The sequence below is a fragment of the Burkholderia mayonis genome (assembly GCF_001523745.2).
Taxonomy (GTDB): Bacteria; Pseudomonadota; Gammaproteobacteria; order Burkholderiales; family Burkholderiaceae; genus Burkholderia; species Burkholderia mayonis.
In genome coordinates this window covers 740884-755418 of record NZ_CP013386.1, presented here as the reverse complement: position 1 = coordinate 755418, position 14535 = coordinate 740884, and the positions used below count along the sequence as shown (strand labels likewise).

Annotated in this window: 14 protein-coding genes; 7 read left to right on the top strand and 7 right to left on the bottom strand. The window is 66.2% G+C overall.

From position 1 onward, the window contains the following. Window positions 1-164 precede the first annotated feature (164 nt). From glcE to WS70_RS03845, 7 genes are all read left to right on the top strand, one after another. Window positions 165-1253, top strand: coding sequence for a glycolate oxidase subunit GlcE (gene glcE / locus WS70_RS03875; protein WP_059470820.1), 1089 nt, complete (start codon window positions 165-167; stop codon window positions 1251-1253). Between the two features lie 6 nt (window positions 1254-1259). Then, on the top strand, window positions 1260-2486 hold the full coding sequence (glcF, locus tag WS70_RS03870; protein WP_059470819.1) for a glycolate oxidase subunit GlcF: 1227 nt from the start codon (window positions 1260-1262) through the stop codon (window positions 2484-2486). Between the two features lie 121 nt (window positions 2487-2607). Beyond that, complete coding sequence (locus WS70_RS03865; RefSeq protein ID WP_059596361.1) at window positions 2608-3306, top strand: YggS family pyridoxal phosphate-dependent enzyme; 699 nt, start codon at window positions 2608-2610, stop codon at window positions 3304-3306. Window positions 3307-3333: 27 nt separating this feature from the next. Next, window positions 3334-4146, top strand: a complete 813-nt coding sequence (proC, locus tag WS70_RS03860; RefSeq protein WP_059470817.1) for a pyrroline-5-carboxylate reductase — start codon at window positions 3334-3336, stop codon at window positions 4144-4146. A gap of 652 nt (window positions 4147-4798) precedes the next feature. Then, window positions 4799-5557 (top strand): helix-turn-helix transcriptional regulator, encoded by a 759-nt coding sequence (locus tag WS70_RS03855; RefSeq protein WP_226382806.1) that lies wholly within the window; start codon window positions 4799-4801, stop codon window positions 5555-5557. A 124-nt stretch (window positions 5558-5681) separates the two neighbouring features. After that, on the top strand, window positions 5682-6509 hold the full coding sequence (locus WS70_RS03850; protein WP_059470901.1) for a DMT family transporter: 828 nt from the start codon (window positions 5682-5684) through the stop codon (window positions 6507-6509). A gap of 13 nt (window positions 6510-6522) precedes the next feature. Beyond that, the gene (locus WS70_RS03845) at window positions 6523-7497 is read left to right on the top strand and encodes an NAD(P)-dependent oxidoreductase (RefSeq protein WP_059596360.1); all 975 of its coding nucleotides are present in this window, start codon (window positions 6523-6525) and stop codon (window positions 7495-7497) included. A 425-nt stretch (window positions 7498-7922) separates the two neighbouring features. Here the strand turns inward: WS70_RS03845 and ubiA are convergent, their stop codons facing one another. From ubiA to WS70_RS03810, 7 genes are all read right to left on the bottom strand, one after another. After that, on the bottom strand, window positions 7923-8786 hold the full coding sequence (gene ubiA / locus WS70_RS03840) for a 4-hydroxybenzoate octaprenyltransferase (protein ID WP_059470815.1): 864 nt from the start codon (window positions 8784-8786) through the stop codon (window positions 7923-7925). A 326-nt stretch (window positions 8787-9112) separates the two neighbouring features. Then, entirely contained in the window at window positions 9113-9574 is a 462-nt protein-coding gene (locus WS70_RS03830) for a winged helix-turn-helix transcriptional regulator (RefSeq protein ID WP_059470814.1), read from the bottom strand. Between the two features lie 273 nt (window positions 9575-9847). Beyond that, a complete protein-coding gene (dpsA, locus tag WS70_RS03825; RefSeq protein WP_059470900.1) occupies window positions 9848-10336 on the bottom strand; it encodes a non-specific DNA-binding protein DpsA in 489 nt (162 codons plus the stop codon). A 184-nt stretch (window positions 10337-10520) separates the two neighbouring features. Further along, complete coding sequence (locus tag WS70_RS32290; RefSeq protein ID WP_082716107.1) at window positions 10521-10685, bottom strand: hypothetical protein; 165 nt, start codon at window positions 10683-10685, stop codon at window positions 10521-10523. Between the two features lie 104 nt (window positions 10686-10789). Further along, window positions 10790-12976: a catalase/peroxidase HPI gene (katG, locus tag WS70_RS03820; RefSeq protein ID WP_059596359.1), complete on the bottom strand. Its 2187-nt coding sequence runs from the start codon at window positions 12974-12976 to the stop codon at window positions 10790-10792. Between the two features lie 153 nt (window positions 12977-13129). Next, on the bottom strand, window positions 13130-13267 hold the full coding sequence (locus tag WS70_RS32285) for a hypothetical protein (protein ID WP_197419239.1): 138 nt from the start codon (window positions 13265-13267) through the stop codon (window positions 13130-13132). A gap of 192 nt (window positions 13268-13459) precedes the next feature. After that, entirely contained in the window at window positions 13460-14419 is a 960-nt protein-coding gene (locus WS70_RS03810) for a hydrogen peroxide-inducible genes activator (RefSeq protein ID WP_059470811.1), read from the bottom strand. Between the last annotated feature and the right edge of the window lie 116 nt (window positions 14420-14535).

Here is a 14535-nt window from a genome sequence, read left to right as displayed (position 1 = left end):
GTCCAGGGCCTGATTGGGCGCACATGCCTTGCTGCCGCCATGCGGCCGGCAAGGCGTGTTCGCGAGCCCGTTTTTAGCGTGAACGCGCTCTAAGGGGTTCGCCCGAATGCGCGATTTCGCCACCCCGGTAAAATCGACCGAAACGAACAACGACACAGAACGCCATGGAAGAGGACGACATCGTCGCAGGCTGGGCGGCTCGCATCCGCGACGCCGCGGCGAGCGGCCGCGCGCTGCGCATACGCGGCGGCGGCACGAAGGACTGGTACGGCCAGGCGCTCGACGGGGAAATTCTCGACACGCGCGCGCATCAGGGCATCATGTCGTATGACCCGGCGGAGCTCGTCGTCACCGCGCGCGGGGGCACGCCGCTCGCCGAGCTCGAGGAAACGCTCGCCGAGCGCGGCCAGATGCTGCCGTTCGAGCCGCCGCACTTCGGGCGCGGCGCGACGATCGGCGGCGCGGTCGCGGCGGGCCTCGCCGGCCCGCGCCGCGCGACGACGGGCGCGCCGCGCGATTTCGTGCTCGGCGTGACGCTGCTGAACGGGCGCGGCGATGTCCTGCGCTTCGGCGGACAGGTCGTGAAGAACGTCGCGGGCTACGACGTGTCGCGCCTGATGGCGGGCTCGCTCGGCACGCTCGGGTTGATGCTCGATCTGTCGATCAAGGTGCTGCCCGTCCCCGCCGCCGAAGTCACGCTGAAATTCGACATGAGCGCAACCGACGCAGTCCGCAAGCTCAACGAATGGGCGGGCCGCCCGTTTCCGCTGTCGGCGAGCGCGTGGCGATACGGCACGCTCGTGCTGCGCCTGTCCGGCGCGGAGGCGGCCGTGAAGAGCGCGAAAACCGTGCTCGGCGGCGAAGTCGTCGACGCGGTCGAGGCCGAGCGCTTCTGGGACGGCGTGCGCGAGCAGAGCGATCCGTTCTTCTCGTCGCTCGCGCCGGGCCACGCGCTGTGGCGCCTGTCGCTGCCGTCGATCACTGAGCCGATGCAACTGCCCGGCACGCAGATGATGGAATGGGGCGGCGCACAGCGCTGGTGGATCACGGACGCCGACGCGCAGACGGTGCGGATGAGCGCGAAGCAGGCGGGCGGCCACGCGACGCTCTTTCGCGCGAGCGGAAGCTACGACCGCAGCGCGGGCGTGTTCACGCCGCTGCCCGCGCCGCTGATGAAAATCCACCGCGGCCTGAAGACCGCGTTCGATCCGGCGCGCATCTTCAACCGCGGCCGGCTCTACCCCGATCTCTAAAGTGCGATGCAGACGAACCTCGCCGATTTCATCCGCAATACGCCCGACGGCGACGACGCCGACGCGATCTTGCGCAAGTGCGTGCACTGCGGCTTCTGCACCGCGACCTGCCCGACCTATCAACTGCTCGGCGACGAGCTCGACGGCCCGCGCGGACGCATCTATCTGATCAAGCAGATGCTCGAAGGCGCGGACGTCACGCGCAGCACGCAGCAACATCTCGATCGCTGCCTCACGTGCCGAAGCTGCGAGACGACCTGCCCGTCCGGCGTCGAGTACGGCCGGCTCGTCGACATCGGCCGCAAGGTCGTCGAGACGAAAGTGTCGCGGCCGCTGTCGCAGCGGCTCACGCGGCGCCTGCTCGCGAGCTTCGTGCCGAACGCCGCCGTGTTCGCGCCCGTGATGCGGCTCGGCCAGCACGTGCGGCCGCTGCTGCCGAAGCGGCTGCGCGACAAGGTGCCGCCGCGCGCACGCCTCCTTGCGTGGCCGACCGCGCAGCGCGAGCGCCGCGTGCTGATGCTCGCAGGCTGCGTGCAGCCGTCGATGATGCCGAACATCAACATCGCGACCGCGCGCGTGCTCGACGCGCTCGGCATCGAAACGGTGGTCGCGCCCGAAGCCGGCTGCTGCGGCGCGATCCGGCTGCACCTCGGCTATCACGACGAAGCGCTCGACGACGCGCGCCGCAACATCGACGCATGGTGGCCGCACGTCGAGCGCGGCGTCGAGGCGATCGTGATGAACGCGTCCGGCTGCGGCGCGACGGTGCTGGAATACGCGCACCTGCTGCGCGGCGACCCGGCTTACGCGGACAAGGCGCGCCGCATCGTTGCGCTGACGAAGGATCTGTCCGAGCTGCTCGGCGGCTTCGAGGCCGAGCTGATCGCGCTCACGCGCCGGCGCGGGATCCATACGGTCGCCTATCATCCGCCGTGCACGCTGCAGCACGGCCAGCAGTTGCGCGGCAAGGTCGAGCGGCTGCTGGAAGCGCTCGGCATCGAAGTGCGCCTGCCTGCCGACAGCCATCTGTGCTGCGGCTCGGCGGGCACCTACTCGCTCACGCAGCCGTCGCTCGCGTACAAGCTGCGCAAGCAGAAGCTCGCGAAGCTGCAGGCGACCGAGCCGCAGATGATCGTCTCGGCGAACATCGGCTGCATCGCGCATCTGCAAAGCGGCACGCAAGTGCCCGTCGTGCACTGGGTGCAGCTCGTCGAAAACCTGCTGTACGGTTGACTCGGCGCGGCCGATGCGCCGCGCGCCGCTTCGCGCGCGCCGGTTGTCCGTATAATCTCCGCATCCGTCGCGCGCAGCGGCACGCCGCCCGGCGCACGCCCCACGTTTCGTCCGTCCCGACATGTCCGATCTCGCCGCCCGCCTCGCCTCCGTTCATCACCGCATCGAAGACGCCGCGCGCGCGGCCGGACGCGAGCCGCGCGCAGTCACGCTGCTCGCGGTGTCGAAGACGTTTCCCGCCGACGCGGTGCGCGCCGCGCATGCGGCCGGCCAGCGCGCGTTCGGCGAGAACTATGTGCAGGAGGCGATCGACAAGATCGATTCGCTCGCCGATCTGCGCACCGAGCTCGAATGGCATTTCATCGGTCCGCTGCAGTCGAACAAGACGCGGGCCGTCGCCGAGCGCTTCGACTGGGTGCACACGATCGACCGGCTGAAGATCGCGCAGCGCTTGTCCGAGCAGCGGCCCGCGCACCTGCCGCCTCTCGATGTCTGCGTGCAGGTGAACATCAGCGGCGAGGCGTCGAAGAGCGGCGCCGCGCCCGCGGACGCCGCCGAGCTCGCACGCGCGGTCGCCGCGCTGCCCGCGCTGCGGCTGCGCGGATTGATGACGATTCCCGAGCCGGCGCACGACCCCGATGCGAAGCGCGCGCCGCATCGCGCGCTGCATGCGCTCCTCGAACGACTGCGCGCCGACGGGCTCGCGCTCGACACGCTGTCGATGGGCATGTCGGACGATCTCGAGGCCGCCGTCGCCGAAGGCGCGACGATCGTCCGGATCGGCGCCGCGATCTTCGGCGCGCGCGACTATTCCCACTGAACCGTCACTTCTCCAAACGACCTCATCATGAAAATCGCATTCATCGGCGGCGGCAACATGGCAGCCGCGTTGATCGGCGGACTCGTCAAGCGCGGCGTTCCGGCAGGCAGCCTGCTCGCCGTCGACGTCAACGAAGATGCGCGCAAGCGTGCGGAAGCGCAGTTCGGCGTGCGCACGGCCGCCGCGATCGACAGCGCGCTCGCCGGCTACGACGCGATCGTGCTCGCCGTGAAGCCGCAGGTGCTGAAGGACGTCGCGGCCGCGCTCGCGCCGCATCTGTCGACGCAGCTCGTCGTCAGCATCGCGGCCGGGATTCGCGGCGCCGACCTGTCGCGCTGGCTCGGCGGCTACCCGCGCGTCGTGCGCACGATGCCGAACACGCCGGCGCTCGTCGGCCTCGGCGTGACCGGCCTCTCGGCGCTGCCGGACGTCGACGCGGCGGGCCGCGATCTCGCGTCGAAGGTGCTTGGCGCGGTCGGCGAGGCCGTCTGGTTCGACGACGAATCGCAGCTCGACGCCGTCACCGCGATCTCGGGCAGCGGCCCCGCATACGTGTTCTATTTCATCGAGGCGCTGCAGGAAGCGGCGCGCCAGCTCGGGATGAACGACGAGCAAGGCCGCGCGCTCGCGGTCGCGACGTTCGCGGGCGCCGCGCAGCTCGCGGTGCGGTCGGGCGAGCCAGCGAGCGTGCTGCGCGAGCGCGTGACGTCGAAGGGCGGCACGACGGCGGCTGCGCTCGCGTCGTTCGACGCACAGGGCGTGAAGGAAGCGATCGTGCGCGGCGTGCTCGCCGCGCAGGCGCGCGCGAAGGAAATGGGCGACGAGCTCGGCGCGGCGTAATCGGTGGTTCGTCGAGCTCGGGCGCGATCTACTCCGTCCGAGCTCGACCGGCGGGCGATGTCCCCGCCTTTTTCGGACGGCAAGCCCTCGGTTCGATAACGGGCGCACCGGTTCCCGCTCGCGTAACGCTTGCGATAAGCGCTCGACGCTTCCTCCTCGGTGTCTCCACTTTCCGCTTTGCTCCTGACGCGCCGGCAACGCCATACGCCTCGCGGCACCGAGCATCGTGCGGCCGTGCTGATCCTGCAGTCGATCTCGGACGCCGATCCGTCGTCACGCCGCACGCCGCCGCGCTACATGACATGACGCGCTGCCTCGCGATGTCACGCTGCTTACAGCGCCGGTAGCTCACCGCGCATCGCGACGCATCCGGAATCCGCATACTGTCTCGACGCGATTGCCCCGCAATTGCCCATCCTGCACGCGCGCGTCGACGGCTGCCGCAGCGCAACCGCGTACAGCCGGTTCCGCCACGCGTCGCGCACGCTCACAGTCGATATCGCGCATCGATTTCGCGGAAATCGGCCCGGGGTTATTCGGGTTTTCGGCAGAATTAAAATATGAATTGTCGACAATATTCGACAAATATCTTCATCAATAAACACAATCCACCTGCAAGCAATTCATTTTAAATTGAATTTTTTCCAATAAATTGTCAGCCAGAATATTCACGGAAGGCGTTACGGATCACAATCAAACACTAAATATCCTCTATCAAACATCGTCCGCGAGAACGGAACGCGACACCCATGACATCCTGTCCAGAATCACGGCAAAACTCGGCTTCGATTACTTCTTTTACGGAACGTATTCCGACATCGACAGACAGGAAAGTCCGGTCAAGACGATCTCGAATTACCCGACGGCCTGGCAAGAAAAGTACAAGTCATCCGAATACATCCGAGCCGATTCGATCGTGCAGCACTGCGGGCACTGCCTGATTCCGCTGCGGTGGCACGACGGCATCCGCCACTCCCGCGAACAGCGGAACTTCATGGAAGACGCTCTCGGTCACGGGCTCGTCGCGGGCGCGAATTTTCCGGTGCATTCGAGGCATGGCGAGGCCGGCATATTGAGTCTCGCGTCGCGCTCGGCCGGCGGAACGACGAGCCTGTCCGCGAAACATGCGCCGACGACCTTCGCGCAAAGAGCGCTCGCCGCTGCTTTCGTTCGCGAAGACATGGAGCGCATTTCGAACCGGCCGGACCATGAGCCGGCCGCGCCATTGACCCATCGCAAATTCGAATGTCTGAAATGGATCGCCGCCGGAAAATCGAGCTGGGAAATCGCAATGATACCCGGTATATCGGAGAACGGCGTGCTTTATCACATGAAGAAATTGATGGCGAAATTCGATGTTCAATCGAGGCATCTCGCCGTATTGAAAGCGATGGCCTCCGGTGTGGTGTAAATGAATTTCGACGATCGGCCGATTTCCGCCGAAAGCCCTATATCGGCAGGCCATTTGACTGAGCAGACAATCATCAATTAGAGTGAGGCGATCCCTCTCGTTGCCCCAATATCGGATCGGCGAAATGATCAGCTATGTCGGTGGATTGGTGTTGCTGGCAGCAGTGCTGCACGCGTCATGGAATGCGATTCTGCACAGCAACCGGGATCGCTTCCTGTCGATGACGTGGATGAGCATCGGAATCGCCGCCGTCGCGATCGTCTTCGTCGCGTTCCTGCCCGCTCCCGCCGCTCCGTCCTGGCCGTACATCGTCGCTTCGGGGTTCGTCCACATCGGCTACAACCTGAGCCTCGTCTATGCGTATCGGCACGGCGATCTCGGCGAGGCTTATCCGATCGCCCGCGGTTCGTCCCCGCTCCTCGTCACGCTCGGCGCGGCGCTCTTCGCCGGCGAGCGTCTCGGCACGCTTCACGTGATCGGCATCGCACTGGTTTCGGTCGGGATCATCAGTCTCGCGTGGCAGCGCAGCAAGGTGTCGTACGCGAACGCCGCAGCGGCGCTGCTGACGGGCGTCACGATCGCGCTATACACCGTCATTGACGGCATCGGCGTGCGCCTGTCCGGCGATTCGACCTCATATGTCGCGTTGACTTTCGTGTTCTATGCGTTGATGCCCGTCGTGTTCGTGATGAACCGGGGCTGGAGCGCGCTGAGGGCGCCCAGGATCGACATCGGCTCGTCGGTCGCCGGCGGGATCGTGTCGATCGTCGCGTACGGCATCGTCGTGTGGGCGATGCAATTCGGCGCGATGGGCGCGGTGTCCGCGATCCGGGAAACGAGCGTCGTGTTCGCCGTGCTGATCGGCCGGATCTTCCTGAACGAACAGGTTACCGCGAAGCGATTTGTATCCTGCATCGTGATCGCGACCGGTGCGATTTGCATTAGCGCTTGAGATTGCGCGCACGATGAAAGCCGATCAATCTCCTGGCATCCTGGCGACGCACCGCACGCCCGACGCCACGCTCGATGTCATTCGACGCGAGTTCCCGGGCCCGGTCGATCTCTCGGGCCCGCATGCAACCCTCCGCGGCGCCGGGCATGCGAAGGTCCTGCTGACCGTCGGCCGGATCGGCGCCACCCGGGACGCGACGACGCGGCTGCCGAACCTGTCTTTGATCTGCTGCTGCGGCTCGGGATTCGGACGTGTCGATCTCGCCGCCGCGCGCGATCGCGGCATTGTCGTCGCCCACTGCCCTGACGCCAATGCGCCGGCAGTCGCGAAATTCGCGATCTGCCTGCTGTTGGCATGCGTGCGACAGCTTCCCGATCTGCATCGATTCGTCGCCGGCGGGAACTGGGGAGTCGCGCGCCCGATCCCGTTCGCCGGCGGACGCGGCCTTGCCGGCGCATGCGTCGGCGTCGTCGGTTTCGGTGCGATCGGACGACGGATATCATCGCGACTCGTCGCGATGGAAGCGCAAGTCGGCTACACCGCATTGCGGGCGAAGCCCGAGTCGGCGCTCCCGTTCTTTTCCACCACGCTCGACCTCGCGCAATGGGCCGATCATCTCGTCGTCGCGTGTCGGGCGGACGAGCGCAACCGCGGCCTCGTCGTCCGTGACGTCATCGATGTGATCGGGCCGGCCGGGGCCACCGTCAACATCGCCCGCGGCTCGCTCGTCGACGAAGCCGCGCTGATCGGCGCGCTGTCCGAACAAAGACTCGGCTGGGCCGGGCTCGACGTATTCGCCGACGAGCCGAACGTCGCCGAAGGCTTGCGGCGCCTGCCGAACGTCACCCTCACGCCGCACGTTGCGGCGGAGACGCAAGAACCCCAGCATGCGGTCGCGAGGATGGCGCTCGAGAACGTCAGGCCGCATGTTGCCGGGGTGCCGGTGCCCTACCCGGTTCGATCGATCGCGGAACGCACGCGAAACTGAAGCGGATATTGCGCCATGCGCCGATGGATTCGCTCGAACGAAGGGGACCGGGCGATGCGGATGCCGGGCGAGGTCATCGCCGATCCTTGAGGCCGCGCGTATGCCGTTAAAGCGATTCTCATGGATCGCGAAGACGCAGATGCGGCATTGGACTCGAGCCTGGTCTCGGTCTCGGATGCGGATGGGAGGTGTCAGGAATTGCGTGTGCTGAGGCCGGTTAAAAATCTCAGTTGACGGCGGCAGTGAACTGCTCGCCGAACAGGATGGCGAACTGATCGACAGCTTCCTTCAGATTCGCAATCACCCTCGACACCCTTGCCGTTCGGCTAACACTTCCCCTTGCCGGGCGCATCCAAAAAAGAAAGCGGCCCAACAGAGCCGCTTTCGGACCCGTGCCGCACGGGCAAGCGCCCGCCGACGCGAGCCTACAGCACAGTCAGCGCGTAGTGCGCGACGATCCCCGCGAACAGCGCGCCGCCAAGCCAATTGTTGTGCTTGAACGCGGCGAAGCACGCCATCCGCTCGCGGTCCTTGATCAGCGTGTAGTGATAGATCGAGCAGCCGACCGCGGCCACCCAGCCCGCCCAGTACGGCCAGCCGAAATGCAGCGTCGCGCCGACCCACACGTAGATGCCGAGCATCGCCGCGTAGCAGAGCATGATCGCGAGCACGTCGTGGCGACCGAACGTGATCGCCGACGTGCGCATGCCGATCTTCAGGTCGTCGTCGCGATCGACCATCGCGTACGCGGTGTCGTACGCGACCGACCAGCAGACGTTCGCCACCAGCATCATCCATGCGATCGTCGGCACCGTATCCTGCACGGCCGCGAACGCCATCGGGATCCCAAAGCCGAACGCGATGCCAAGGTACGCCTGCGGAATCGCGAAGAAGCGCTTCATGAACGGATAGGTCGCCGCGACGAACACCGCGACGACCGATAATTCCTTCGTCAGCGTATTGAGCGGCAGGATCAGCAGGAACGACACGAGCGCGAGACCGACGGCAATCGCGATTGCCTCCCACGCGCGGATCTTGCCCGACGTGAGCGGCCGGTCGGCGGTGCGCTTCACGTGGCGGTCGAAATCGCGGTCCGCGTAGTCATTGATCGCGCAACCGGCCGAGCGCATCAGCAGCGTGCCGAGCGCGAAAATGACGACGAGCGACGGCGCCGGATGGCCGTCGGACGCGATCCACAGCGCGTTCAGCGTCGGCCAGAGCAGCAGCAGGCTGCCGATCGGCTTGTCCATCCGGATCAGCCGCAAATAGAGAGGGAAACGGGCGAGCATCGGGGCGAACGGGCGGGAGCCCGGAAACGTAACCCCGGCATTGTAGAACCGCACGGGATTTGCGGCAAAAATGCAAGCCTTGCGCTTTTGCCCCTTTTTTGCGTTCCTTTGCGCGCTGCTCGCCGGCCCCATTCGAAATGCAGGCGGCGCAAACACGTCCGCGCCGGCGGATCACTTCGTCGCTTCGTCGTTTCGGCGTTTCGGCGTTTCGGCGTTTCGGCGTTTCGGCGTTTCGGCGTTTCGGCGTTTCGGCGTTTCGGCGTTTCGGCAGCCAGCGCCTCGACCACGACGCCGACAGCGCCGCCCCATCCAGCCCCGCGCGAAAGCTACTGCTCGCCGCCCGAACCGAGTTTGTCGACGACCGCATCCTCCGGCCGCAGCACGCGGCCGCCATGCGTGCGCGGCGCCATCGCGGCCACCGGCCGGCCGCTGCGCCGCTCGACGAGGCGCAAATGACGCTCGCCCGCCGCGAACAGTTGCGACTCGCCCCACTGCCGCAGCGCGACGACGACCGGAAAGAGCGCGCGCCCCTTGTCGGTCAGCACGTACTCCTGGTACGTGGAGCCGTCGGACGCGGGCGCCGCCGCGAGCACGCCCGAATCGACGAGCGTCTTCAGCCGGTCGGCGAGCATGTTGCGCGCGATGCCAAGGTTGCGCTGGAATACGGTGAAACGGCGCACGCCGTCAAACGCGTCGCGCACGATGAGGAGCGACCAGCGATCGCCGATCGCGTCCACCGCGCGCGCGACGGGGCAGTCGTCGGCGCTCATGTCTCTACGTCGGGCCATGGCTTGCGGGAATCGGGAAAGTCTTGAAGTGCGGCGCCGAGCCGCGCGCATTGCAGACGATGAGTTGCATTCTAAAACCGTCGACGCGGCTCGCCAATCGCCGCGCGAGCGTCGGGCCACGACGCGTTCTCGCGCGTGCCGGTCCCGAATCCGGCGCGCCGCCCATGCGAAAGAGCCTCCCGCGGCCGGGCCGCGAGAGGCTCTCATCGAGTCGATCGGGATCGAAATCGGGATTCGGGCCGGCTCGGCGCCGGCCTCCCGAGCACGCGCCGCTCAGGCGAGCAGCGAGCGCAGCATCCACGCGGTCTTCTCGTGCGTCTGCAGCCGCTGCGTCAGCAGATCGGCGGTCGGCTCGTCGCTGGCCGCGTCGGCGTCCGGGAAGATCGTCCGCGCAGTGCGCACGACGGCCTCGTGCCCCTCGACGAGCTGGCGGATCATGTCCTCGGCGGCCGGCACGCCGTCCGCCTCGGGAATCGACGACAGCTTCGCGAATTCGCGATACGTGCCCGGCGCGACGACGCCGAGCGTGCGGATGCGCTCCGCGACGAGATCGACGGCGAGCCATAGCTCGTTGTACTGCTCCTCGAACATCAGGTGCAGCGTGTTGAACATCGGGCCCGTCACGTTCCAGTGGAAGTTGTGCGTCTTCAGGTACAGCGTGTACGTGTCGGCGAGCAGACGGGACAACCCTTCCGCGATCTTCTTGCGATCCTTGTCGCTGATGCCGATGTTGATTTGAGTTGCGTTGCTTTTCTTGGCCATCCTCGAGACTCCTTGTCCGATGGTTCGAACCGGCGAAAATGCATCGAAAAATCCGCATGCCGAATGCGACATGCGCGTTTGCGACATGCGCGTTTGCGACATGCGCGTTTGCGACATGCGCGTTCGGGCCGCACAAGTTTAGCTTAGATCGCGATCGGGCAATTTGCGCGAATCGGATGAGCGCTCAACCGCCCGCGACAGCCACGATGTGATGCGCGGCCTGAGCGATCAGCACGGCCGCGCCGCCGCCCGCGATCGCGAAGCCGACCAGCCGCCGCAACGCGACGGCGCGCGCGCGCCTGGCCGGCGCAGCGAGCGCCACGCGCACGTCGAGCACCATTTGCGTCATGACCGTCACTCCTTGAAACGATATCGGCGGCCCGGAGGGAGACGGCCGGTCCTGCGACCGGCCGTCTCCCGTTCCGTTGCCGCGTCAGCGGCACGATGCCGCGATCACGCGAGATCGAAGCGGTCGAGGTTCATCACCTTGTTCCAGACCGCGACGAAGTCGCGCACGAACTTCTCCTGCGCGTCCGCGCTGCCGTAGACCTCGGCCAGCGCGCGCAACTGCGAGTTCGAGCCGAACACGAGGTCGACGCGCGTGCCCGTCCACTTGACCTGCCCCGTTGCGCGGTCGCGCCCTTCGAACACGTCGTTCGCGGCCGACACGGGCTTCCACTCCGTGCCCATGTCGAGCAGGTTCGCGAAGAAGTCGTTGGTCAGCGCTCCCGGACGCGCGGTGAACACGCCGTGCTTCGCATCCCCGACGTTCGCGCCCAGCACGCGCAGGCCGCCCAGCAGCACCGTCATCTCCGGCGCGGTCAGCGTCAGCAACTGCGCCTTGTCGACCAGCAGCACCTCGGCCGGAATCGTGAACTTGCCCTTCAGGTAGTTGCGGAAACCGTCCGCAACCGGCTCGAGCACGGCCATCGCTTCGACGTCGGTCTGCTCCTGCAACGCATCCATGCGGCCCGGCGCGAACGGCACCGTCACCGCGTGGCCCGCGTTCTTCGCAGCCTGCTCGACGCCAGCCGCACCGGCCAGCACGATCAGGTCGGCGAGCGACACCTTCTTGCCGCCCGTCTGCGCATCGTTGAACGCGCTGCGGATGCCTTCGAGCGTCTCGAGCACCGTCGCGAGCCGCGCGGGCTGGTTCGCTTCCCAGTCCTTCTGCGGCGCGAGGCGAATGCGCGCGCCGTTCGCGCCGCCGCGCTTGTCGGAACTGCGGAACGTCGACGCCGACGCCCATGCCGTCGACACCAGTTGCGACACGGACAGCCCCGACGCGAGAATCTTGCCCTTCAGCGCGGCGACGTCGGCGTCGTCGATCAGCTTGTGGTCGACGGCCGGAATCGGGTCCTGCCACAGCAGTTCCTCGGCCGGCACTTCCGGGCCGAGATAGCGCGCGCGCGGCCCCATGTCGCGGTGCGTCAGCTTGAACCATGCGCGCGCGAACGCGTCGGCGAACTGGTCGGGGTTCTCGTAGAAGCGGCGCGAGATCTTCTCGTACGCAGGATCGAAGCGCAGCGACAGATCGGTCGTCAGCATCGTCGGCAAACGCTTCTTCGACGGATCGAACGGATCGGGAATCACCGCGTCGGCGCCCTTCGCGACCCATTGGTGCGCGCCGGCCGGACTCTTCGTCAGCTCCCATTCGTAGCCGAACAGATTCGCGAAGAAGCCGTTGCTCCACTGCGTCGGCGTGGTCGTCCACACGACTTCCAGCCCGCTCGTGATCGCATCCGCGCCCTTGCCCGAGCCGAAACGGCTCTTCCAGCCGAGGCCCTGCTCGTCGAGCCCGGCCGCTTCAGGCTCGGGACCGACGAGCGACGCGTCGCCCGCGCCGTGAGTCTTGCCGAACGTGTGCCCGCCCGCGATCAGCGCGACCGTTTCTTCGTCGTTCATCGCCATCCGCGCGAACGTCTCGCGAATGTCGCGCGCGGCGGCGACCGGATCGGGGTTGCCGTCCGGACCTTCGGGGTTCACGTAGATCAGGCCCATCTGCACGGCGGCGAGCGGGCTCTCGAGGTCGCGGTCGCCCGAGTAGCGGCTGTTCGGGCCGCCGCTCAGCTCCAGCCAGATCTTTTCCGAGCCCCAGTAGACGTCCTCGGGCTCCCACGTGTCCGCACGGCCGCCGGCAAAGCCGAAGGTCTTGAAGCCCATCGATTCCAGCGCGACGTTGCCGGTCAGGATCAGCAGGTCGGCCCACGAAATGTTGCGGCCGTACTTCTGCTTGATCGGCCATAGCAGCCGGCGCGCCTTGTCGAGGTTCGCGTTGTCGGGCCAACTGTTGAGCGGCGCGAAGCGCTGCTGACCTTCGCCCGCGCCGCCGCGGCCGTCGGCCGTGCGGTACGTGCCCGCGCTGTGCCACGCCATGCGGATGAACAAGCCGCCATAGTGGCCGAAGTCGGCCGGCCACCAGTCCTGCGACGTGGTCATCAGCGCATGGAGATCCTTCTTCACGGCCGCGAGGTCCAGCTTCTCGAACGCTTCCGCGTAGTCGAAATCCTTGTCCATCGGATCGGACAGGGACGAGTGCTGATGCAGGATCTTCAGGTCCAGTTGATTGGGCCACCAGTCCTGGTTCGACGTGCCGCTGCCCGCGGTGTGATGGAACGGGCACTTCGCTTCATTCGACATGCGATTTCTCCTTTGTTCGGGTACGCCCACGCGGCCCGGCGTCGAAGCCGGACACCGTTCGTGGAGCGTCATTGCGGGGCAAAAAACAGGTTGATCCCTCCTGCGTACGACGCGGCGAATGGTTCGGAAACGCGAGCCGGCATGCGGCGGCGCTCAGCCGCCATATGCGCGGTCCGCCAGGTAAGCGAACGCAATCGGACACAGGCTCCGGATGGCAGCCCTGGCACGATTGACGACCGTCATGCGCGGCGCGATGTTCCGCCGCGCGCGCTGCAATGCCGATTGCATCATGACATCCTCCTTTGACGCTTGCGCTAACCGTCCGGATCGGCCGGCGGCGCCGCGCCGATCCATGCAGAGGATTCTATATAAAACTATTGAAAATTAAAATTTAATAAATTTTATCTATTCTATAGGTAAAAATAAACGGAGCCGCAAGGCCCCGTTCATGCGCGGCGTACGACCGGTCGCACGCGCTGCGCTTCAATTCACCGTCGCCGGGATGTCGAGCTTCGATACGCCGGGCAGCTCGCACGCGGTGATCGCCTCGCTGATTGCGTCGATCGCCGGCATCCGCGTGAAGCTCTTGCGCCAGACGAGCACGACACGCCGATCCGGCACCGGGTCCTCGAACGGCACGTACGACAGCAGTTCGGCATCCGGGCCGTTCGCATGCGGCCCCACTTCGGCGACCGACATTCGCGGCAGCACCGTGATCCCGACGCCGCTCGCGACCATATGGCGGATCGTCTCGAGCGACGAACCCTCGAAAGTCTTCTGGATCCCGTCCGCGGTCTGCGAGAAGTGCATCAGTTCGGGGCACACGCCGAGCACGTGATCGCGGAAGCAATGGCCGTTGCCCAGCAACAGCATCGTCTCCTGCTTCAGGTCGGTCGCGTCGATCTTGCGGCGCGCCTCCCACGGGTGCCCGGCCGGCAGCGCGACGACGAACGGCTCGTCGTACAGCGGCCGCACCATCAGGCCCGTTTCGGGAAACGGCAGCGCCATGATCGCCGCGTCGATCTCGCCCTGCTTCAGCAATTCGAGCAGCTTGAGCGTGTAGTTCTCCTGCAGCATCAGCGGCATCTGCGGCACCCGGCGGATCATCTGCTTGACGAGCGTCGGCAGCAAATAGGGGCCGATCGTATAGATCACGCCGAGCCGGAACGGCCCGATGAGCGGGTCCTTGCCCTGCTTCGCGATCTCCTTGATCGCGAACGTCTGCTCGAGCACGCGCTGTGCCTGCGTGACGATCTGGTCGCCGATCGGCGTCACGCTCACCTCGCTCGCGCCGCGCTCGAAGATCTGCACGTTCAGCTCGTCTTCCAGCTTCTTGATCGCCACCGACAGCGTCGGCTGGCTGACAAAGCAGGCCTCGGCCGCCCGGCCGAAATGGCGTTCGCGCGCGACCGCGACGATGTACTTCAGTTCAGTAAGCGTCATTGCGGGTTAATCAATCATTTCATGACGATAGATTAAATTTATACACCGGTTGGGCCGATTCGCCAACCTTCGTCGACAAGATCTCCACTGTTGCGCCGCGCAACGAACGCCGCTCG

Coding starts and splice junctions, on each gene's coding strand:
- glcE (WP_059470820.1), top strand. CDS start 165: ATGGAAGAGGACGACATCGTCGCAGGCTGGGCGGCTCGCATCCGCGAC.
- glcF (WP_059470819.1), top strand. CDS start 1,260: ATGCAGACGAACCTCGCCGATTTCATCCGCAATACGCCCGACGGCGAC.
- WS70_RS03865 (WP_059596361.1), top strand. CDS start 2,608: ATGTCCGATCTCGCCGCCCGCCTCGCCTCCGTTCATCACCGCATCGAA.
- proC (WP_059470817.1), top strand. CDS start 3,334: ATGAAAATCGCATTCATCGGCGGCGGCAACATGGCAGCCGCGTTGATC.
- WS70_RS03850 (WP_059470901.1), top strand. CDS start 5,682: ATGATCAGCTATGTCGGTGGATTGGTGTTGCTGGCAGCAGTGCTGCAC.
- WS70_RS03845 (WP_059596360.1), top strand. CDS start 6,523: ATGAAAGCCGATCAATCTCCTGGCATCCTGGCGACGCACCGCACGCCC.
- ubiA (WP_059470815.1), bottom strand. CDS start 8,786: ATGCTCGCCCGTTTCCCTCTCTATTTGCGGCTGATCCGGATGGACAAG.
- WS70_RS03830 (WP_059470814.1), bottom strand. CDS start 9,574: ATGGCCCGACGTAGAGACATGAGCGCCGACGACTGCCCCGTCGCGCGC.
- dpsA (WP_059470900.1), bottom strand. CDS start 10,336: ATGGCCAAGAAAAGCAACGCAACTCAAATCAACATCGGCATCAGCGAC.
- WS70_RS32290 (WP_082716107.1), bottom strand. CDS start 10,685: ATGACGCAAATGGTGCTCGACGTGCGCGTGGCGCTCGCTGCGCCGGCC.
- katG (WP_059596359.1), bottom strand. CDS start 12,976: ATGTCGAATGAAGCGAAGTGCCCGTTCCATCACACCGCGGGCAGCGGC.
- WS70_RS32285 (WP_197419239.1), bottom strand. CDS start 13,267: ATGATGCAATCGGCATTGCAGCGCGCGCGGCGGAACATCGCGCCGCGC.
- WS70_RS03810 (WP_059470811.1), bottom strand. CDS start 14,419: ATGACGCTTACTGAACTGAAGTACATCGTCGCGGTCGCGCGCGAACGC.